At 33.8% G+C, this 22,142-nt stretch carries 24 protein-coding genes and 1 pseudogene; 20 read left to right on the forward strand and 5 right to left on the reverse strand.

Annotation, left to right across the window (positions count from 1 at the left end):
• Positions 1–34: 34 nt before the first annotated feature.
• From BFS35_RS07365 to isaB, 10 genes and pseudogenes are all read left to right on the forward strand, one after another.
• Complete coding sequence (locus tag BFS35_RS07365; protein ID WP_099578889.1) at positions 35–1,930, forward strand: heavy metal translocating P-type ATPase; 1,896 nt, start codon at positions 35–37, stop codon at positions 1,928–1,930.
• Between the two features lie 32 nt (positions 1,931–1,962).
• Positions 1,963–2,187 carry a heavy-metal-associated domain-containing protein gene (locus BFS35_RS07370; RefSeq protein WP_099578887.1) on the forward strand — a complete coding sequence of 75 codons (225 nt, stop codon included), beginning with the start codon at positions 1,963–1,965 and terminating at the stop codon, positions 2,185–2,187.
• Between the two features lie 40 nt (positions 2,188–2,227).
• Positions 2,228–2,893 carry a Crp/Fnr family transcriptional regulator gene (locus tag BFS35_RS07375; protein WP_099578885.1) on the forward strand — a complete coding sequence of 222 codons (666 nt, stop codon included), beginning with the start codon at positions 2,228–2,230 and terminating at the stop codon, positions 2,891–2,893.
• 91 nt (positions 2,894–2,984) lie between these two features.
• Positions 2,985–4,118 (forward strand): annotated as a pseudogene (locus BFS35_RS07380) (SulP family inorganic anion transporter); the annotation flags it as partial.
• Positions 4,119–4,159: 41 nt separating this feature from the next.
• Positions 4,160–4,561, forward strand: a complete 402-nt coding sequence (locus tag BFS35_RS07385; protein WP_099578881.1) for a universal stress protein — start codon at positions 4,160–4,162, stop codon at positions 4,559–4,561.
• Positions 4,562–4,698: 137 nt separating this feature from the next.
• Positions 4,699–4,992 carry a metal-sensing transcriptional repressor gene (locus BFS35_RS07390; RefSeq protein WP_099578879.1) on the forward strand — a complete coding sequence of 98 codons (294 nt, stop codon included), beginning with the start codon at positions 4,699–4,701 and terminating at the stop codon, positions 4,990–4,992.
• An 8-nt stretch (positions 4,993–5,000) separates the two neighbouring features.
• Entirely contained in the window at positions 5,001–7,379 is a 2,379-nt protein-coding gene (locus BFS35_RS07395) for a heavy metal translocating P-type ATPase (RefSeq protein ID WP_099578877.1), read from the forward strand.
• A gap of 35 nt (positions 7,380–7,414) precedes the next feature.
• The gene (gene copZ, locus BFS35_RS07400) at positions 7,415–7,618 is read left to right on the forward strand and encodes a copper chaperone CopZ (protein WP_099578875.1); all 204 of its coding nucleotides are present in this window, start codon (positions 7,415–7,417) and stop codon (positions 7,616–7,618) included.
• Positions 7,619–7,762: 144 nt separating this feature from the next.
• Positions 7,763–8,767: an ABC transporter ATP-binding protein gene (locus BFS35_RS07405; RefSeq protein WP_099578873.1), complete on the forward strand. Its 1,005-nt coding sequence runs from the start codon at positions 7,763–7,765 to the stop codon at positions 8,765–8,767.
• 105 nt (positions 8,768–8,872) lie between these two features.
• Positions 8,873–9,523, forward strand: a complete 651-nt coding sequence (gene isaB, locus BFS35_RS07410) for an immunodominant staphylococcal antigen IsaB family protein (RefSeq protein WP_158554276.1) — start codon at positions 8,873–8,875, stop codon at positions 9,521–9,523.
• A gap of 50 nt (positions 9,524–9,573) precedes the next feature.
• Here isaB and BFS35_RS07415 read toward each other — a convergent pair whose 3' ends face one another.
• The 5 genes from BFS35_RS07415 to BFS35_RS07435 all read right to left on the reverse strand — a co-directional run bounded on the left by BFS35_RS07415 (position 9,574) and on the right by BFS35_RS07435 (position 14,207).
• Entirely contained in the window at positions 9,574–9,972 is a 399-nt protein-coding gene (locus tag BFS35_RS07415; RefSeq protein WP_099578869.1) for a DUF3147 family protein, read from the reverse strand.
• Positions 9,973–9,987: 15 nt separating this feature from the next.
• On the reverse strand, positions 9,988–10,347 hold the full coding sequence (locus tag BFS35_RS07420) for a DUF3147 family protein (protein WP_099578867.1): 360 nt from the start codon (positions 10,345–10,347) through the stop codon (positions 9,988–9,990).
• Between the two features lie 159 nt (positions 10,348–10,506).
• Positions 10,507–12,126: a MutS-related protein gene (locus BFS35_RS07425; protein WP_099578865.1), complete on the reverse strand. Its 1,620-nt coding sequence runs from the start codon at positions 12,124–12,126 to the stop codon at positions 10,507–10,509.
• Positions 12,127–12,262: 136 nt separating this feature from the next.
• On the reverse strand, positions 12,263–12,697 hold the full coding sequence (locus BFS35_RS07430) for a GNAT family N-acetyltransferase (RefSeq protein WP_099578863.1): 435 nt from the start codon (positions 12,695–12,697) through the stop codon (positions 12,263–12,265).
• Between the two features lie 115 nt (positions 12,698–12,812).
• Positions 12,813–14,207 (reverse strand): L-cystine transporter, encoded by a 1,395-nt coding sequence (locus BFS35_RS07435; protein WP_099578861.1) that lies wholly within the window; start codon positions 14,205–14,207, stop codon positions 12,813–12,815.
• 131 nt (positions 14,208–14,338) lie between these two features.
• On the opposite strand from BFS35_RS07435, the gene BFS35_RS07440 reads away from it, so the two are divergent.
• The 10 genes from BFS35_RS07440 (at position 14,339) to BFS35_RS07485 (ending at position 22,139) form a co-directional block, all read left to right on the forward strand.
• Positions 14,339–14,923 (forward strand): HD domain-containing protein, encoded by a 585-nt coding sequence (locus BFS35_RS07440; protein WP_099578859.1) that lies wholly within the window; start codon positions 14,339–14,341, stop codon positions 14,921–14,923.
• Positions 14,916–15,617: a class I SAM-dependent methyltransferase gene (locus BFS35_RS07445; protein WP_099578857.1), complete on the forward strand. Its 702-nt coding sequence runs from the start codon at positions 14,916–14,918 to the stop codon at positions 15,615–15,617. Before BFS35_RS07440 ends, BFS35_RS07445 begins: the two co-directional genes overlap by 8 nt.
• Positions 15,614–16,135 carry a hypothetical protein gene (locus BFS35_RS07450; protein WP_099578855.1) on the forward strand — a complete coding sequence of 174 codons (522 nt, stop codon included), beginning with the start codon at positions 15,614–15,616 and terminating at the stop codon, positions 16,133–16,135. The genes BFS35_RS07445 and BFS35_RS07450 overlap by 4 nt, the downstream gene beginning before the upstream one ends.
• 155 nt (positions 16,136–16,290) lie before the next feature.
• Entirely contained in the window at positions 16,291–16,839 is a 549-nt protein-coding gene (locus tag BFS35_RS07455) for a GNAT family N-acetyltransferase (protein ID WP_099578853.1), read from the forward strand.
• An 89-nt stretch (positions 16,840–16,928) separates the two neighbouring features.
• The gene (locus tag BFS35_RS07460; protein ID WP_099578851.1) at positions 16,929–18,107 is read left to right on the forward strand and encodes a PAS domain-containing protein; all 1,179 of its coding nucleotides are present in this window, start codon (positions 16,929–16,931) and stop codon (positions 18,105–18,107) included.
• Positions 18,108–18,120: 13 nt separating this feature from the next.
• On the forward strand, positions 18,121–18,810 hold the full coding sequence (locus BFS35_RS07465) for an MOSC domain-containing protein (protein ID WP_158554277.1): 690 nt from the start codon (positions 18,121–18,123) through the stop codon (positions 18,808–18,810).
• Between the two features lie 8 nt (positions 18,811–18,818).
• Positions 18,819–19,310, forward strand: a complete 492-nt coding sequence (locus tag BFS35_RS07470) for a kinase (RefSeq protein WP_099578847.1) — start codon at positions 18,819–18,821, stop codon at positions 19,308–19,310.
• A gap of 219 nt (positions 19,311–19,529) precedes the next feature.
• Positions 19,530–20,561, forward strand: a complete 1,032-nt coding sequence (locus BFS35_RS07475) for a threonine aldolase family protein (protein ID WP_099578845.1) — start codon at positions 19,530–19,532, stop codon at positions 20,559–20,561.
• 10 nt (positions 20,562–20,571) lie between these two features.
• The gene (locus BFS35_RS07480) at positions 20,572–21,174 is read left to right on the forward strand and encodes a class I SAM-dependent methyltransferase (protein WP_099578843.1); all 603 of its coding nucleotides are present in this window, start codon (positions 20,572–20,574) and stop codon (positions 21,172–21,174) included.
• Positions 21,175–21,278: 104 nt separating this feature from the next.
• Positions 21,279–22,139 carry a prephenate dehydrogenase gene (locus BFS35_RS07485; protein ID WP_099578841.1) on the forward strand — a complete coding sequence of 287 codons (861 nt, stop codon included), beginning with the start codon at positions 21,279–21,281 and terminating at the stop codon, positions 22,137–22,139.
• The last annotated feature ends 3 nt before the right edge of the window (positions 22,140–22,142 follow it).

Consider the following 22,142-nt stretch of genomic DNA (forward strand, 5'->3'; position numbering starts at 1 on the left):
GTTACATTATAAGTAAGAACAGGAGGTAATTAAAATGCAACGTTTCATTATGAAAAGTAAAGATTACATTATGGTATTGTGCGGTATATTAATTGTTGTTGGATTGATAGCAGAATTTGTGTTTAAAGTTCAATTAATTTCTGAAATATTACTAGGTTTAGCATCGATTCTTGCTGTATCACCAATTTTGATACAAGGATATCATTCTTTACGTGTGAAGGTGATTAGCATTGATGTTTTGGTCTCTGTAGCTGTATTAGGTGCATTGCTAATTAGGAACTTTGAGGAGGCAGCAATTGTATCATTTCTATTTTTACTGGGTGCATTTTTGGAAAAACGCACGTTAAAAAAGACAAGATCAGCTGTACAGTCGCTCGTTACACTTGTGCCTGAAAGAGCAGTAGTCGTACGAGATGATGGCAAGACTGAAACTGTGGATATTGATGATGTCTCAACTAATGACATCTTGTTAGTAAAGACGGGAGATAAAGTGCCGGTAGATGGTCATGTGGTTTATGGAAGCGGTGCATTGAATGAAGCAAGTATTACAGGTGAATCAAAATGGGTTCAGAAGAGCTTAAATGATAAAGTATACGCTGGAACAATAGTTGAGAATGGAACCATTCGTATACAAACTGAGACAGTTGGAGAAGATACATTATTCGGTAAAATAATTGAACTTGTTGAAGAAGCACAAGATTCAAAATCAGCAGCAGAAAAATTCATTGACCGTTTTTCAAAATATTATACACCATTTGTACTATTACTAGCTGTAATCGTTGGTATTTTGACGAGAGATGTGGCATTAGCAATTACTATCCTGGTATTAGGCTGTCCAGGAGCATTAGTAATTGGTGTACCAGTATCAAATGTAACCGGTATTGGAAATGGAGCCAAACATGGTGTACTTCTGAAAGGCAGTGAAATGATAAACGACTTTAGTAAAGTAGATACAATTGTTTTTGATAAAACAGGAACTTTAACTGAAGGCAATCCTACCGTTGCCTATAAAAAAATTATTGGTGAAAATAAACAATCTATATTATCTTACCTTTATAGTATTGAACATGAGTCGAATCATCCACTCGCAAAAGCAATTTTAAATGATATCGGAAGTCAGAAAATAGTTCGTTTTGATAAAGTTGATGTAATTAAAGGAAAAGGTATTGTGGCTTATAGCGGCGATAAGAAAATTATTCTAGGAAATTTAAGTTTAATGCATAATTATGATGTTGAAATCAATAATAATAATCGTGAAAAAATAAATAAATTAATTGAATCCGGTCAATCAATAGTGCTTATGGCAATTAATAAGGAGTTGGAAGTAATGATTGGTATTCAAGATCAATTAAGACACGATGTAAAACGAAATTTATTACAACTTAAACATCAAGGAGTAAAGAAATTAATCATTTTATCGGGAGATAATCAAGGAACAGTTGATCGTGTAGCTGAGCAACTACCGATTGATATTGCATTGGGTGGGATGTTACCCGAAGATAAAGCTGAATATATAAAGATGTTACAAGATAAAGGAGAAAAAGTTGCATTTGTAGGAGATGGTATTAATGACAGTCCATCACTCGCAACTGCAAATATTGGTATTGCGATGGGCGGCGGAACAGATGTAGCAATTGAAACTTCAGATGTCGTACTTATGCATTCTGCAATGGAGCAATTATCCTATGCTCATGGGTTAACTAAAAAGATATCCAATAATATGAAGCAGAATATCATTATCGCACTCGGAGTTGTATTAGTATTATTGTTAAGTTTAATATTCGCTGAATGGATGAATATGACAATTGGAATGTTGGTTCACGAGGTGAGCATTATCGTTGTTATATTAAATGGTATGCGATTAATGCGCTATCGAAATAATACCAAACTTGATAGCTATCAAGTTAATAATAAGCAAAAGGCGATATAATTGAACTAAATCATATAAAGGAGTGAACGGATATGAAAGCAACAATTCAACTAGAAACATTGTCTTGTCCATCATGTATTCAAAAGATAGAAGGGGCAGTTAAAAGTGTACCAGGAGTAATAAAAGATTCTGTAAAGATAATGTTTAATGCGAGTAAAGTAAAAGTAGATTTTGATGAACAGACAACTGAAATCGAGGCAATCAATTCAGCAATTCAAAATATGGGTTATGAAGTAATTAGTTCAAAGGTGAAATAATATATGTTATTTTAAACATGACAGTAAAGGAGGTGAAAAGATGAAGTGTCATCATCATTTATGTGTTGATCGAGTTCCATTATTTAACCACTTATCATTTGAAGAGCAGGAAATCATCAATAAGTTAGTCACACATCAGCACTTTAAAAAAGGGAATGTCATCTTTTCACCCGAAACAGAGCCACAATTATCATTGATTGCAAAAGGTGCGATGAAAGTCTATCGATTATCTGCAAATGGTAAAGAACAACTTTTGCGCATAGCAGAAGTAGGAGATTTTGAAGGAGAAAGTTTTGTTTTGGGTGTGAACAATGAGAATTTATATGGCGAAGCAATCTCTGATACGGAAGTGTGTGTAGTAAAACAAAGTGATTTTCGTGATTTACTTTTACAGTATCCGAAAATAACACTTAAATTACTTACGATTAATGCGATGAAGATGGAAGAACTAGAAAAACAAACCCAATTTTTAACGATGGAAAAGATTGAAGAACGGTTAGCATTATACTTGTCATATCTTCATAAAGCATCAGCATCAGCTTACATTGAAATACCGATGAAGATGAAGGAACTTGCAGCATTTTTAGGCACAAGTCCTGAAACAATCTCCAGGAAATTTAAGTTATTAGAAAATAGAAAAATCATTGAAAGAGATAATAAACTGATTAAAGTGATTGATGAAAACACATTATATAATTTTCAATGACTATATTAAATATATAGTCATTTTTTATATTGTCCTCTTACAATAGATATTGTATGGTTATATTTTAGTTAGTATAAATTGGGAGGTCTTTATGAATCAATATATCCAACGAGAATGGCTGGATAAACCATTTCAAAATATATTAGCAGGGATTGTTGTATCTCTCGCTTTAATTCCTGAGGTTATTGCATTTAGTGTTATTGCTGGAGTAGACCCTATGGTCGGGTTATATGCATCATTTATTATTGCGGTGACGATTGCTTTTACGGGTGGACGATCAGCGATGATATCAGCAGCAGCTGGTGCGATTGCATTATTGGTATTCCCTCTTGTTAAAACCCATGGGGTGGATTATTTACTTGCAGCAACAATATTAATGGGTATCATTCAGGTAGTATTTGGCATACTCAAAGTCGGTAAATTGCTTAAATATATTCCAAATACAGTTATGATGGGGTTTGTAGATTCTTTAGCAATTTTAATATTTAGTTCGCAGTTACAACATATATTCGGACTGACAGGTGTTACTTATGTATTTGCAATTGTTACAATTGCGATTGTTTATATCGTTCCGAGGTACTTTACGAAGATACCAGCGCCACTCATTGCAGTGTTATTATTAACGATCATCTCGATAATGACAAATGCCGATGTTAGAACTGTTGGTGATCTCGGAGAAATTAAACGTACTTTACCACATTTCTTTATTCCAAATGTACCTTTTAATCTGGAAACTTTATGGGTTATATTGCCATATAGTTTGTCGATGGCTATTGTGGGACTTGTAGAAAGTCTGCTTACTGCAAAGATTGTCGATGATGCGCTGGAAAATGAAAGTGATAAAAATGTTGAATCTCGTGGACAAGGTATTGCCAATATCGTTGCAGGCTTTTTCGGTGGTATTGGAGGATGTGCAATGATCGGTCAATCTGTAATGAATTTGAAGTCAGGCGGCACAACAAGATTGTCATCGTTAGTTGCAGGTAGTTTTTTAATGTTTTTGATCATTGTGTTAGGGCATTATGTGATTCAGATTCCTATGTCTATTCTTGCAGGTATTATGGTTGTAGTATCCTTTAGTACGTTTGACTGGGGAAGTTTCAAATTCTTACGCAATGCTAAAGCTACAGATATTATTGTAGTACTTGTTACAATTATACTTGTATTAGCAACGCACAATTTGGCGATTGGAGTTATTGTAGGGAGTATGATTAACTTTATCTTTAATAGAAATGATTATCTTAAGCAAACGAAAGAGGTGTAGAGATGTATCAGTCAGTAGTTGTAGCGGTGGATGGTTCAGATAACAGTTTGAGAGCAGCAAAAGAAGCATTGAAGATAAATGCTATGAAATATACATTATTAAGTATCGTTTCACATGAAGATTCAAAAGATGCAATACTGCATAGTGAAACAAGTAGTGTTGATCAAAGAAAATCTTTAATTCAATCTATTATAGACGTATATGAAAATAATGATATAACATATGATGTTCGCATAGAACATGGGGTACCGAAAGATACGATTATTCAGATAGGAAATACGCATGAATATGATTTACTTGTGATAGGAACACGTGGTCTTAACGCATTTCAGGAAATGGTGATGGGAAGCGTCAGTCATAAAGTAGTGAAAGAAGTACATATACCGGTGATGGTTGTGAAATAAATTGAGTAAGCTAACTTTTAAAACGTTAGCTTATTTTTTTTAAAATTTTTCAAACCTTATATATTGACACATACCCCTTATGGGTATAAAATAGAATTAAATTAATACCCGATAGGGGTATACGAGAGGATGATAGTATGGAGCATCAACATACAGTAACACCAAGAACTGAAGAAGAAAAAGAAAAGATGTTAAAACGTTTAAAGCGTATTGAAGGACAAGTTCGTGGTATTCAGAAGATGATTGAAGAAGATCGTTATTGTGTTGATATATTGATTCAAATTAGCGCGATAGAAAGCGCGTTGAAGCAAGTAGGTTTCTCCGTAACAGAACGTCATATGAATCACTGTGTGAGTGATGCAATTAAAAAAGGTGAAGGTGCTGAATCAATTGATGAATTGATGAAAGTACTGCGCCAATTTGGAAAGTAGGTGTCAGTATGAAAGATATTACATTACCTATAGAGGGTATGACTTGTGCAGCGTGTTCTACTCGAATAGAGAAAGTACTCAATAAAATGGACGGTGTAGATGCAAAAGTTAATTTAACGACTGAAAAAGCAAGCGTTCAATATGATTCAGATAAAGTGAGTGTAGAAGATATCTCAGAAAGAATTGATAAGTTAGGCTATAAAGTTAAACCTGAACATATTGAACTGGATGTTATGGGCATGACTTGTGCAGCGTGTTCATCAAGAATTGAAAAGGTACTGAATAAACAGCCGGAAATTAAGAATGCTACTGTTAATCTTACGACAGAAGAAGCAACGATTGATTATTATCCAGGAAATATGGATGCACAAATGATTATCGAACGTATTCGTAAACTAGGTTACGATGCAAAACTTAAAAGTTCGGATGAAAATAAGGCATCAGCGAAAGCGGATGAATTGAGGAAGAAAAAGATTAAACTCATTATTTCAGCTTTATTATCATTACCGTTATTACTAACAATGTTAACGCATTTATTTGGTATTCATTTGCCGCATATATTTATGAACCCGTGGTTCCAGTTAGCGTTTGCTTTCCCGGTACAATTCATTATTGGCTGGCAGTTCTATGATGGAGCCTATAAAAATTTACGCAGTGGCGGAGCGAATATGGATGTGCTTGTTGCATTAGGTACAAGTGCTGCATTTTTCTATAGTGTTTATGAAGGGTTGAAGACAATTAATAATCCAGATTACATGCCACATCTATATTTTGAAACAAGCGCGGTATTAATTACATTAATATTGTTCGGTAAATATCTTGAAGCAAGAGCGAAGTCACAGACAACGAATGCATTATCTTCACTACTTAATTTACAGGCAAAAGAAGCAAGAGTGATAAGAGATAATAAAGAGATAATGATACCTGTAGAAGACGTTATCGTTGGAGATACATTAATCATCAAGCCGGGTGAGAAAGTACCGGTTGATGGTGAAATTATTAAAGGTCATACATCTATAGATGAATCAATGCTTACAGGCGAATCGATTCCTGTTGAGAAAACTATCGGAGCAAACGTCTTTGGAGCAACGATGAATAATAACGGTAGTATTACGATACGTACAACGAAAGTAGGTCGTGATACCGCATTGCAATCTATCGTGAAGATCGTTGAGCAGGCGCAAGGTTCAAAAGCGCCTATCCAGCGTCTTGCTGATATTATTGCAGGATACTTTGTACCAGTAGTGATAGGGATTGCGATTATAACATTTATTATCTGGATGATATTTGTGACGCCTGGTCAGTTTGAACCAGCATTAGTGGCTGCCATTGCGGTGCTTGTTATTGCTTGTCCTTGTGCTTTAGGACTAGCTACACCAACATCTATTATGGTTGGTACCGGACGTGCAGCTGAAGCAGGAATTCTCTTTAAAGGTGGAGAACACTTAGAAAGAACACATGAAATTGATACGATTGTATTGGATAAAACAGGTACGATTACAAAAGGTGAACCTGAAGTAACTGATTTTACAGGCGATGAATTAACACTACAATATCTTGCAAGTAGTGAACAAGCTTCTGAACATCCATTAGCAACTGCAATCGTAAAATATGCAAAAGAAAAAAATATAGAATTATTAGAAACTAGTCAATTTAATGCAATACCTGGCCACGGTATCGAAACAGTTATCGATAATCATACCATACTCATCGGTAACAGAAAGCTAATGACAGATCATCACATTGATATTGATTCAAGTATCAATCGAATGGAGCAATTTGAAGCAGAGGGTAAAACGGCCATGCTAGTTGCCATCGATAATGAGTTGAGTGGTATTGTAGCAGTATTAGATACATTGAAAGATACTGCGAAACAAGCTATAGAAGAAATGAGAGCAATGGGTTTACAAGTTGTGATGCTGACTGGAGATAATGCGATTACAGCAAACGCCATCGCGAAATCTGTCGGTATTACAGAAGTCATTGCTGAAGTGCTACCAGAACAAAAGTCTGATAAGATTAAAGCGCTGCAGGATGAAGGAAGAAAAGTTGCTATGGTAGGAGATGGTGTGAATGATGCGCCAGCACTAGCATTAGCTGATATCGGTATCGCAATTGGAACGGGAACAGAAGTAGCGATTGAAGCAGCTGATGTTACGATTCTAGGTGGAGAGCTTACGCTAATACCTGAAGCGATTAAAATTAGTCACACAACAATTAAAAATATAAAACAAAATTTAGGATTCGCATTTGGATATAACATTCTTGGTATACCAGTTGCAGCCTTAGGTTTACTTGCACCATGGATAGCTGGTGCTGCTATGGCTTTATCATCAGTAAGTGTTGTGAGTAACGCCTTAAGACTAAAAACTGTTAAAATAAAATAGAACATATAAAATACTAAAAAAGTGAGGGAATTATTATGGAAACAATTCTTAAAGTAGAAGGTATGACATGTGGACATTGTAAAGAAGCGGTAGAAGGTGCAGTAAATAAATTAGATGGTGTTAAATCAGCTGCGGTTGATTTAGAAGCAGCAAATGTAACAGTTGATCATGAAGAATCAGTAACTGTTGATGCAATGAAAGAAGCCATCGAAGATCAGGGATACGATGTAGTTAAATAATAGATTAATAAGTATCATGTTCCTTTATGGAATGTGATACTTTTTTTATTACTTATTTATTAACATTTTTATATGGATGAGTTATCAATAACACATCAAAGTTTGATATGCTAAAGGTAAGTATAAAGAATGAGGATATCTACTATGATTGAATTTAAAAATATATCAATGCAGTTTAAAGATACAATAGCTATCGATAATTTAAATCTTACCATTAGCTCAGGTGAGTTTGTCAGTATACTTGGACCATCAGGATGTGGTAAGAGTACTACTTTATTTATGCTTGCAGGATTACTACAACCTACAAGAGGACAAATTATTATTGACGGTAATGATGTGACGCATTTAAAGGTTGATGCGCGCAATATTGGTATGGTATTTCAAGATTATGCACTTTATCCCCATATGACGGTTTTCAATAATATTGCTTTTCCACTGAAGATGAAGCGATTATCCAAACGAGAGATAAAAGAGAAAGTCGAATATGCTGCAAAGCTAGTAGAAATTGATGCATATTTAAACCGTTTACCAAAAGAACTATCTGGTGGACAACAGCAACGTGTTGCAATAGCACGTGCGATTGTCAGAGAACCAGAGATATTATTGTTAGATGAGCCGTTATCAAATTTAGATGCAAGATTAAGAGTATCCATGCGTGAGGAAATCAGAGCGATACAACAGCGTTTAAATATTACGACGTTATTTGTGACACATGATCAGGAAGAAGCCTTGAGTATCAGTGATAAAATCGTCATGCTGAACGAAGGCAAAATGATGCAATATGATACACCATTTGACATGTATCATCATCCAAAGCATGTGTTTGTTGCAACTTTTATCGGACGCCCACCTATGAATATATTGAAATTAGATGAACACCAATCAAAGCAGTTGAATCCAGAACTAAATACCGATATCGATACAACGATTGGTATTCGCCCGGAACACATCATCATTACAGAACGAGGTTATCCAGTGATTATCAAACGTGCTGAAATACTCGGAAAAGATATCGTTGTTACAGCTGAGGATGCACAACACAGGCAGATAAAATATTATACAAATACTAATCCGTTAATAGGAAATAAAGTATATTTAACAGCTGCTTTAGAAAATATTCACCTATTTGATTCATATGGCAATCGCTAATAACGCCTCTCATACTTTAGACCTATATTATTTGGAATGAATTGACAAATCAAGATAATGAAAGTAATATTGACAAGTAACATATTTAGTCAAATAGGAGAGATTATGATGACAACAAAAATGATCAATAAATTAATTGCAACTGCAGCTGTTTCTACAGTTTTATTAACTGGGATAAATGTTGCTAAAGCAGATACAGTAACAACAACTAAAACAACAACTACAACTACTGTAGTGACAACAGTTACAAAAACTGATGAAGTAAAAAGTGGAGAAATCAAAGCAGGTACAAAAACGACTACAACTAAAGCAACGCCAACGAAGCGTGCTACGAAAGTAAAAGAGCCTTATTATAACTATAATGGTTATACTTCTCGTAATGCTGATTTCGAATTAGATAAATACTTCGTTCAAGCATTAAACTATGGTAACTTTAAATTAAATAATTTATCAGTTACTAAAATACCGACAATTCAATCTAAACCAGTTAAATCTATGGTAAATGATACTGTAGTTTACAAAACTAAAGGTGTAATTACATCGATGAGTTTTCCAGTTAAAAAAGGCGTTATTAAAAAAGCTGATTTTTTAAAAGCACATGCTGCAAATACTTTAATCAGTGATAAAACTTCAAAAAGTAAGAATTCAGTAGCAACTTTCAAAACAAAAGTTGGATCTTACTCAGCAAACTTTGATAAAGCGGGATACTTAACTTCAGTTAAAATTAATCCGTCAGTTGTAACTTATACAAAATAATAATAAAGAAATAGGGAGACGAATATTCGTCTCCCTATTTCTTTATATTTTTATTTATGAACTGCAATATGCTTTGCAGTAGATTTATGCGTTGTGAGAACAGTAACTTTAGCGACAATCATTGAAATAATCACAGCACTTATGAACCATGTTGCAAAACCAACCATTATACTGAGTGGCCAGTTAGAAGTTGTACTTAACATTCCCCATGTAGCAAGAATTGAACATAGACAACCGGACATACCAAATATTGCACCACGACAAACGTGACTAGCAAGTTCATCACCATATTCAAAACCTGCAATGACCATTGATAATAAGAAGACAGCAGGAAAAGTAGCGAATATACCGCCAAAGTCTTTCCATGGTATAATACACGACACGAAATAACTGAATGCTACTGTAGAACCACCGATTAAGAATTTAAGCATTAATACTTTTGGTTTCATAGAGAGGACTTCCTTTTAAATATTTTTTAATACAAATAATGCGCATGAAATAACAAACCAACATCCGACAGAGAATGCAGCACCTTTTTTAAATCCATGTTTCGTTACATAGATTGAAGTGAGTGCGACAGTAAAGATACAACTTGTTATGCCCATGATTGCACCGCTGCTTAAATTCATTGAAGCATTAACTAATTCATCGCCGCTATGATCAACTGATAAAGAAAGAATCGCTGCCAGGAATACAGCAGGCATTGTAGCGATGATACCACCGAGCTTACCACCGACTTTACCTGCGATGATGGAAGCGGCAGTTACTGCAATACCACCAATGATAAAGCGCAACAACAAACCGGTAAATGAAATACCGAACATATAGATCATCTTCTTTTCTTAAATTTAACGTGATTTCTTTCACATATTAAGATACGCCCATTCTGTGTTGTTGTAAATAGATAGCATTTATATATCATAGGATTGTCACAATTGAATAAAATATGAACAAACTCACGAAATTTATTCGTGAGTTTTAATTTATGTATTTAACTTTTTTAGTGTGGCAAGTGTGCTTTTAGCATCTTGATAGATATGTTCAGGATAATCATATATTCGCATTAATTCAATAGCATTTGAAGTAGTGGTAATTCCTTTACGGATTGTGTAATCAAATTCAATGTTGTTATTTTCAGTTAAATGTTCTCTGAAGTAATAGAAATCGAAAGTATCTTTCAATAATTCGGTTAATTCGATGTCGTGTGTAGCTGCAAATAAAGTTGTATTTTTATTACTATTAATATGATTAAGGATAGCAGTAGCAGATGATATTCTTTCTTTCGTATTGGTTCCTCTTAAAATTTCATCGATAAAGATATAAGTTACTGGGAGATGCTCGATAGCTCGTATAATACGTTTGATTGATTTTATCTCTGCAATAAAATAACTATCTCCTTTTGCTAAACTGTCTTCTAAGTTCATAGATGTTAAGACATGACCAGGTTGATAACGAAAAACTTCACTAGTTGTTGTGTTGATGGCTTGAGCGAGTACGATGTTGAGTGCAATCGTCTTCATAAACGTTGACTTACCAGAAGCATTTGAACCAGTCAATAAAATCCCTCTATTATGCGTATAGTCATTAGCAACTGGATGTGTGAGTAGGGGATGATAAATTTCTTCAGTATGGAATGGACCGATTTCAGGCAATGTATAATAAGGTAACGTTCGACGGTACATGCCTACACTATAGCTTAAATCATATTGACCCACGACTTGATAATATTCAGTATATGATGCTTGATTCTTTCTTAGTATACGGAGTGCATAATGATAAATATGATAATCTGTCATGAATAACATCTTCAATGCATTAATAATTTGTAAAGCAAAATTCGTTTCGTTATTATCGTCACTTAGCATTAAATAACTTAAGAACTTAATTGAACGTATGTTAGGTGGCTTTGTGTCTAAGTGACTTTCTTTCAGGTTGAGCAGATCTGAAGCAGTGTCTATTATCTTAACAGCATAAAATATATCATCATAAAGCAATTCACTTTTAGACTTAAATCTCATCGATAATGACATAACGATGCTAATTGCAAGAATTACAGTAAAAATACCAACACTTATTCCAAAATAGAAAGAAAACAAGCTTAAAAAGGGAAGTAAACTTACAATGATCATCCATGGATTATATTGTTCGTCAGACTTGTGCCTGAAAGCGAAGCGGCTCGCATTGTTATTTGTACTGCGTCCTAAATCAGCAAGTATAAAAGATACGCTTTCTCTAAAATGCTGGTCATTTGTTATTTTTTTAATAAGTAATTCATTGACGGTATGATTTGGGATATTTCTGAGTGAAGCATACATGTACTCCTCGCCAACCGTTGTGAAATTGTAATTTAATTTTGTAAACATACGATGTAAATCAAGGTCATTCCATGTGATATCATCTATATAATGCTTATTATTTATTTGTAGATAATCAAAATATTGGTTATATTTTATATGATTTCCCTTAGGTCGATTGAGCGTCTTTTGGTTATTCCAGAGCGTTTTAATGCGTTTCTTTCTTTTGATTTTATCCCAAATCGCTAAAACAACACCAATTAATAGTAAGCCGATTGAAATAAGTATATATGTTCCCCACCAAGGCATATTAAACCAACTTTCTGTAAAATTTTAGTTATTTTCATAATAACAAACTCATTTATTACATTAAAGAAAAAACAGACAATATACTTTTATTTGTACATTGTCTTTATACTTCGATATTCTTTTAAATGCAGGTTTATCAAAGTAGTTTTTTGATAAAACCTGATGGTTTAACAAGATAACCATTATTTTTATAGAAGTGATGCGCAATATCTCTTTCAGAACGATTACCACTATTAAAGGTTACGATTGGAGCATTCATTTCAATAGCTATTTCTTCAATAGCTTGAAGTAATTTGGAACCATATTTCTTTCCACGATAATCGGAGTCAATTACAAATGCAAGAATTCTTAGATACGATTGATCAGACTCAAACATATACATTTTACAAAAGCCGCAAAATCCAATAACTTTATTTTCTTGTAGTAGAACAAGCATATGATAATCAGTATGTTCCAATAGTTTTTCTAGCCGATTTTTAATCGATTTTTTATCTGATGGATAGCCTAAATCACTGTAAAGTTTGACGAGTTGAGGAGCATCTGTAGATTTATAATTACGAATATTTATCATTTTCTTTTATCCTCATTATTTTTAATTATTTGAATTATTTGAATATATTCATTTTATCAGAAAAGTTGCAAATATATTAAAAAGACAATCCACTTTATTGTGGATTGCCTATTTTTTAAACTTCTGTATTTTCAACTACAGCGTGTTTATCATTAAATATATTTTTATTGAAGTTTCCTAAGAATTTAGAAGTTAATGTTCCTGAAAGCATACTACCATTTACATTAAGCGCAGTACGTCCCATATCAATTAATGGTTCAACTGTGATTAATACACCTGCAAGTGCAATTGGTAATCCCATTGATGATAGAACGATGATAGCAGCAAATGTTGCACCACCACCAACACCGGCTACACCGAATGAACTAATCGCTGTGATAATCGCTAATTGAATGATAAATTCAGGTGAAAGTGGATTAATACCTGCGGTTGGTGCAATCATCACTGCAAGCATTGCAGGATAGATACCGGCACAACCGTTTTGACCCATCGTCGCACCAAATGATGCTGACATATTTGCTGTTGCATCATCTACACCTAAAGCGTTTTTTTGTGCTGCGATATTTAAAGGAATTGTTCCAGCGCTAGAACGAGATGTGAAAGCAAATGCTAATGTTGGGAAAACCTTTTTTAAATATTGAATTGGATTTAATCCTGTTAATGTAATGATAAGTAAATGAATGATGAACATTGTTCCTAAAGCAACATAAGATGCTAATACGAATTTACCAAGTTCGACTATACCCGCGAAATTTGTACTTGCAATCATATTTGCCATTAATGCAAGTACCCCGTAAGGTGTTAAGCGTAAGATGATTGTCACAAGTCGCATTACAACAGCAAATACAGCATCAACCATGTTTGTAAACATAGCAGCATGTTCCGGTTGTTTTCTTCGAACCCCAAGTACTGCAATGCCAACTAAGAATGAGAAGATAACGACAGCGATTGTTGAAGTAGGTCTTGCGCCTGTCATATCCATAAATATATTGCTCGGAATAAAATTGACGATACGTTGTGGCATTGTCTTTTGTTCCATCGTATCGTAACGTTCTTGAATTTCAGTACCACGTGTCTTTTCATCTTGACCAATGCTAATATCTTCTGCGTTTAAATCAAATAATAACGCTGATGCGATACCGATTGTTGCTGCAATTAAAGTTGTAGTAATCAATATTCCGATTACCCAGCTGGCCATCTTACCAAGTTGATCCGTAGTATTTAAATTAATGATAGAACGGATGATAGATACCATTACAAGTGGCACAACAATTAACATTAATAGCTGAACGTAACCACTACCGACAATACTGTACCAATCTAGCGTACCTAAAGTTACTTTAGAATTAGTGCCATAAGCGAATTGAAGTCCGACCCCTAATAAAATCCCTAAAATCATACCTGTGAAGACACGTTTAGAGAAAGAAATATGTTTCTTGTTCATGAATATAAGTATTCCTATGAGAATACTAAGAATTAAGACATTTAAAAAAATAAACCCGTTATCCATTGGTTTATACCTCCAAAAATAGTGAATTTGATTGTACTTTAGGATAACATTGAATGTAATGATAAAACAATAGCATTCGTGAAAATTACGTAATTAGACAAAATTAAATTTCTTAAAGTAGGTGTAAAGGCATGAATGAAATCCGTAAGGTATATGCTTTTGCTCGTGAAATCGAGCAGTTAAAAACGATTCAAAGAAAAAGTGATACGTTAGATGGAAGATATGAAAATAGTGCTGAACATTCATGGCAGGCAGCACTTGTTGCGATGCAGTTTGAACAGTTCTATCCTGAACAAGTAGACATTAATCAGGTGATCAAGATGTTATTGGTTCATGATTTAGGTGAAATCTATGCAGGAGATACGTGGGTATTTGATGACCAGGCGAAAAGTGACTCGTTTGATCGAGAACTTGAATCTCTGAAGAAAGTAGTTTCAATGTTAGATGAAGATAATCAGAAGCGCATAATAGATTTATGGACTAACTTTGAGCGTGGTGATAATCATGAAGCAAAGTATGCGAGAGTGATTGATGCATTAATCGCTTTGATTAATCTATATGAAGTAAGTAAAGAGGATTACAATCCATATAACCTGACTAAATCACAGGTAACAAATAAAAAGATATTTATTAAAGATGATGCACCAGCAATGTGGGAACTCGCTGAAGAAATTATTGAGAAGTGTGTTGAGAAAGGATTGTTGAGGGATGAGTGAGTTCGATGCGATACGTTCTGCAGAACTTGAATACCATGATGCTTTTTATAAATCTACAAAATTATATGAGCCTGGTAGTTGGATAGGAAAACCAGTCGCAAATGTAATGAAAGCATTTGAACTGATAGACAGTTCAAAAACACTAAGGATATTGGACTTAGGGAGTGGTGTTGGTAGAAATGCAATTACCATTGCACAGAAGTCGATAGATGGCACAGTTGTAGATTGTGTTGATATACTGCCATCAGCAATTGAAATACTTAATGACAATGCTAAAGCGTATAACGTTAAAGATAAAATTAATGGAATTGTATCTACTATTGAAGATTATCAAATCAACAAAGAATATGATTTCATCATTGGTGTTTCAACACTTGAACATGTCAATGATGAAGCGGCGTTTAAAAAAGTACTAAATAATATAAGAAATCATCTCGTAATCAATGGTATTGCCTGTTTAATTATTAATTCTGAAGTTCAAGAAAAAGATATCGAAACAGGAGAATTATTAGTACCGCAGTTTGAAGTGAATATGCTGACAATGGATATGCAGAAATTAGTTCATGATATTTTTGAGGGATTTGAATTTGTTAAAGAAGAAATAAAATTATTGAATTACAGAATTAATCGTGCAGGTAAGGATGTTAATTTAAGTACGAATGCAGTGACTTTTATTATTGGGAGGACGATATGATAATAGAAGGTAAAGAAATTCATTTCGGTATAGACAAACCAATTCCTTATTTTCAAGTCAGCGATGAACACAGAATTAGATTTGGCTATGAAAAGATGAATGGTAGTTTAATTAAACAAATTATTACGGACACATATTCTGATGACAATTTTGATATGGAGTTTTTATTGAGTGTCATTGAAGGTGATTATATTCAAACTGAAAAAACGAATTTAGGACGTTATTTTAAGATTACGAACTGGAAAGAAGTATTTCATAAAGGTGAAGAAGATGTTGACTACATCAATGTAATCGTAAAAAATATTGATCTTCAACCGTTAATTAAATATATTACGAATGTTGTTTGTGGAAATGAAAGAGAGGCATTTATATTATTTTATTCATTAAATAAAATAATTTATGTATGTAATGATGTAATCGATATTGTCAGTCATGATACGAAATTTATTGAGGATTTTAAATCAAAATATGAAGGTATTTATGACACGTATTGGGTAGGTAGACCTAACGACGAATAAAATACTGGCAATGAACACATATAAATCGCGTTTATAACCATTTATAACTAAATTTAAGTCATTCCATAAGGGATGGCTTTTTGTTGACGTTTTTATAGATTTCCCATACGCTAATAAAAATCAAAAAATTTAGATAATAAGAAAAGAGGACGAACATGAACAGACTATCTATTAAAGTTGATGAGCGTATTGAACTGGTACAAGCAGAAATTTTTCATGGAGAAGATTTGTATAATGTGATTGATCAAAATAGAGAGCACTTAAGAACATTTTTGACTTTTATAGATATCATCACTGAACCTGCACATGAAACTGCATTTATTAAAAAGATGATGAATGAGTTTGCGCAAGGGACGGGACGTTTATTTTTGATATTTGTTGATGGAGAGTTATCTGGAACGCTAGATTTACATGCGATTAATCAGGGTTTTAAGAAGGCGGAAATCGGTTACTGGTTGAAAGAAGATTTAAATGGTCAAGGGATTATGACGAAATCAGTAATTGCTTTATGTGACTTTGCTTTCAATCAAATGGGGTTGAATAAACTTTCAATCAGTGCTGATGTTGACAATATTGGTAGTAATAAAGTAGCCGAGAAAGCTGGATTTGAGTTTGTTAGTATGGATAAACAGGATGTTTTGTTATACGGTGAATTTAGAGACATGAATCGTTATGCTTTATTGAAGGAAGATTTTAAGCGATAGACTGACGATTTTGTGAATGTTTGTAAGAAAGGTCCCAGCATTACTTTGTAAGGTGTATATTAAATGTATCTTATATAGTGAGGTGTACTATGATAAATTTCGAGCTTACAAATGAAATAAAATCAATACTGACAAATATTCAAAGCAATAAGGAAGATCATTCAGTTGCTATCTTAGAAAATTATTCGCTGGTGGATTTCTTAATCGCTATTATACAAATACACTACACGGAAGGTATTTCTTCAATAGAAGAAATTCATAAATTGATTGATATGTATAATTGTCATATGAACGAAAGGATACAGGAAGTATATATTTCACTTGACGATGATCATCCGTTAAATATTATGAAAAGAGAAAATGATACATTTATTAATACATTAGAACGTATGGAAGAGAAATTGACGATTGTAGCATCTAAAAAAGACAGTTCAATGCTTGAAGAAGATTTAAAAATAATAGGTGCATTATATGCACATTATAACCGTAAAGAAAAATTGATATTTCCAATATTAGAACGAAAACAAGTTTATACATTACCAAGAAAGATTTGGGCACTTGATGATGATAATCGCACTACTTATCATCAATTCAAAAACCGTCTAAAACGAATTGATGAAATTGAGTTTAAGCATATTAGAAAATCGTTCGATACGTTAAATAAAGGTATGAAGCAAATGATATTGCATGAGGAAGACATTCTTATTCCTTTAGTTCAGGAATTATTTACTGCACAGGAATGTGAAACTATCGCCAATGAAAGTAAAGCATTTGGTTATGCAGTAGATGTTAAATCAGTATGGTCTGATAAAGATAAAGTATATCAAACAAAAGAAAAGAAAAGTGAAGATAAAAATCAAAACATTAAAATAGGTGGCGGTTACTTAACCTTGAAAGAAGCGGAATTAATACTTAATAATATTCCGCTTGAACTGACATTTGTTGATAAGAACGGATTATTTAAATACTTTAATGAAATTACTGAATCTGCGGATATGATGTTTATTCGCACACCTATTTCTATTGGTAGAAGTGTAGCGAATTGTCATCCACCGAAGAGTTTGAAGAAGATGATGCAAGTTATGCGTAAACTTAAAAATAGAGAGCAGGAAACTGTGACAATGTGGTTTAAGAAAGGTGAAGAATATATTTATGTAACATACAAAGGCGTCTTTGATGAAAAAGGTGAGTATCAAGGAATTCTTGAATACGTTCAGGATATTCAGCCGTTCCTGGATTTGCCTAGTGTCGTTAAACGTGATATTTAAAAGGGGTGTTAGTATGCATGTTGAAATGATGTTTATCGGAAAACCAAAACAACTAGGTAGTGAAGAAGCTTCAGATAAATTAAATCAGTCATGGATTTCAGCTATCAATCGAGATGCCGTTTCACGTGGAAACTTAACCGAACATGGCTTTGAAGATGATGAAGTTGCGGATAAAAAGCATCATGGTGGTGTTGATAAAGCTGTATTTTGCTATGCAATCGAACATTATCCGTTATGGCGAAATGAATTGAGTAAAGATATACAACCAGGTGGTTTTGGTGAAAATCTCAGTGTTACATATATGAATGAACAAACAGTATGTCTAGGTGATATTTATCAAATTGGTAAAGCGCTTGTTCAAGTTACGCAACCACGTAAACCATGCTGGAAGCCTGCAAGAAAATATCGAGAAATAGAATTGTCTAAGGTTACTGAAGAAAATGGTAGAACTGGTTGGTACTTAAAAGTGCTTCGTCCTGGAGTAGTGAGTGTAAACGATAAAATAGAGTTAATTGAAAGATCATATCCAGAGTGGACCATTGCAAAGTGTAACGAAGTGATGCATTTTTCTGCTGATTTAAGTCTAGTGAAGGAATTATCTGAAGTTAATGTTTTGGCTGACACATGGAAAGTCAGTTTAAAGAAAAAACTATTAGGAGAAATTGAAGACAAGACACATAGATTATATGGACCGAATATTTAGTGGGTGATATGATGGCAAAATTAATGATTCTTAGAGGTAATTCAGGAAGCGGTAAAACCTCAACTGCTAAATTACTGCAAGAAGCTCTGGGTGAAGGAACGATTCTTATTTCTCAAGATTTATTGAGAAGAGAAATGTTACGTGTTAAAGATAAGGTTGGTAATATTTCGACTGAATTGTTGAGAACAATGATTGAATTTGGTATGGAACACTGTAAATATGTTGTAGTAGAAGGAATATTAACACGTCGTAAACATGGAGATATGTTGAGAGAAATGGTTAATAAATATAATGATGCATCTTACGTCTATTACTTTGATATTCCGTTTGAAGAGACTTTGCGTCGCCATCAATATAAACAAAATGTTGAATTTGGTGAAGATGAAATGCGTAAATGGTTTCTGGACAAAGATTATTTAGGAGTAGAAGGAGAATTTATTATTACGGAAGAATTGTCTCAAAAAGAAATAATTGAGATGATAAAAGAGCAAGTGAAGTAAGAAGGAGGTTATGGCGGTATTTGAAGACAATAATTAAAGATTTCGCTAAAATTAATGAGTAATAGTGGTATCGCTCTATAAAAAATTAAGATACCGCTAAAACGTGTGAGTATTAGCGGTATCGAGCTATAAAAGTTTAAGATTCTGCTAAAACTAATGAATTATAGCGGTATGAGAAAATTTACAATTAAGATGCCGCTAAAACTAAGGAGAGATAACATGATTCGATTTGATAATGATTATTCAACTGGTGGACATCCGCTCATTCTGGAACGTTTAGTAGAAACAAATGATGAACAGCACCCAGGATACGGGGTCGATGACCATTGTAAACATGCGGCTGAATTAATAAAAGAACATTGTAGTGGAGATGTTGATGTTCACTTCTTAGTTGGTGGTACACAAACTAACAAGACAGTGATTGCATCAATGCTACGTCCTCATCAGGCAGTCATTGCAGCTGATTCTGGGCATATTGCCGTTCACGAAACAGGTGCAATCGAAGCAACGGGTCATAAAGTTATTACAATTCCGGGTATCGATGGGAAGTTACGTCTGGAAGATGTAGAAAATTATGTTGAAGATTATTGGAATGATGTGACATTCGAACACATTCCACAACCGAAGATGGTCTATATCTCGCAACCAACTGAATTTGGGACATTATATTCTAAGCAGGAGTTAACGGATTTATATGATTTCTGTAAACAAAAAAATATGTACTTAATGGTTGATGGAGCACGTTTAGGTTATGCATTAGCGGCTAAGGAAAATGATGTAACGATTAAAGATCTTTCTGAACTAAGTGATGTGTTCTATATCGGTGGTACTAAAGTAGGAGCACTATTTGGAGAAGCAGTAGTGTTTACTAATGATGCATTAAAACCTGATTTTAGATATTTCATTAAACAAAACGGTGGAATGCTTGCAAAAGGTAGATTGCTTGGTATTCAATATGAGGTACTCTTTGAAGACAACTTGTATGAAGCAATTTCAAAACATGCCGTTGAACTTGCCGATAAATTGACGAAGGCATTTGAAGAAAAGGGTATACAAATGAAATATCCATCACCTACGAATCAACGATTTCCGATATTAACGAAAGCGCAGATTGAAACACTTCGTGAGAAATATACATTTGCTGATTGGGAGAAGATTGACGACAATTTATTTGCAGTGCGTTTCTGTACAAGCTGGTCAACAAAGCGTGAAGATGTGGATACATTAATTCAAGATATTAAAGCACTTTAAGGAGGAGTTTATGAATCATTGGGATGATAAGTTTAAAGATGACACATATCTGTATGGTGAGGAAGCGAATCAATTTGTTAAAGAACAATTTCAAGATAAAGGTAAAGGATCAATTGCATGTTTTGCTGAAGGTGAAGGGCGAAATGCAGTATATTTAGCACGATTAGGATATGATGTTACAACATTTGATTATTCTAAAGAAGGTTTAAAAAAGACAGAAAAGTTAGCAGAGAAGTTTAATGTGTATGTTGAAACTAACTTAAAGGATCTTACAGTTGAAGAAGCAGTAGATAAAGCGCAATTTGACAATGCTGTAATGATCTTTGGTCATGTTGAAGAGGATAAACAACAAGTATTATTTAATAATATGATTCAATCCGTTAAACTTGAAGGAAAAATATACTTTGAATTATACGCAAAAGCTCAGATTGATTATGGCACAGGTGGGCCAAAAGATATTTCTATGTTGTATGATTTAGGGGACGTTAAAAAGTATTGTGAATCTAACGATGTTAATATTATTGAACTATCTGAAAAAGAGGTTATAAGACACGAAGGTGATAAACATAATGGAAAGTGTCGTGTTATTCAAGGTATATTGGAAAAACAATAATGAATTTGCATTGCTCAAAATGGGTAATGCATTTTTATTTATCTTTTGCTTTATATGATATTTACTGCTACGATTTTAATCATTAAAACAATCGAGGTGTATTTATGAACATTGCTATTATTGGATTGGGTGTAATCGGTGGGACTTTCGCTAAAGCAATTCGTGCAAGCTATGGACAAAAGCATCGTATAATGGCAATCGATGTAAATCATGAGACTTTGAATATGGCGATAGCTGAAGGGGTCATCGATGTTGGTGAAACGAGGAATCAGTCCATCCTGAGTGAAGCTGATCTGGTTATTTTTGCGATTTATCCTAACATGATAAAAGATTTTATTGTACAGCATCGAGATGAATTCAAAGATGACGCAACGTTAACAGATACAGCTGGCGTAAAGTCGGTGGTGATGAAAGATGTGGAAGAAATTCTACCTCATAATGTTTCTTTTATTTTCGGTCATCCAATGGCGGGCCGAGAAAAGAAAGGATATGCATACGCAGATGCTAGTGTATTTCAAGACGCAAACTATGTCATCACGAAGTCAGATTTGAATTCAAATCAAGAGTTAGAAGCATTTAAACAATTTTTATATCCGCTCGGTTTTAAACGTATCACAGTTACAGATGCTGTGATGCATGATGAGATGATTGCACATACGAGTCAGTTAACGCATGCAATTGCCGTGTCGTTAATCAACAGTGACGATAGATTGGATGAAACGATAAAATATATCGGTGATAGTTATCGTGATCTTACGCGTATTGCTAATATGAATGAATCTCTCTGGCCGGAATTATTTAGCCATAATAAAGAAGCTTTACTGGATAATATGGAGCGTTTTGAAGAAGCGTTTACTACTTTGAAAGAAGCGATTAAAAATGATGACTTGAAGGTAATGGAGAGCATTTTCAAAGCATCAAGTCATCGCAGAATTCGCTTGGAACAAAGTGATATGAAGAAGTGAATA

The sequence above is a fragment of the Macrococcoides goetzii genome, assembly GCF_002742385.2.
Lineage (GTDB): Bacteria > Bacillota > Bacilli > Staphylococcales > Staphylococcaceae > Macrococcoides > Macrococcoides goetzii.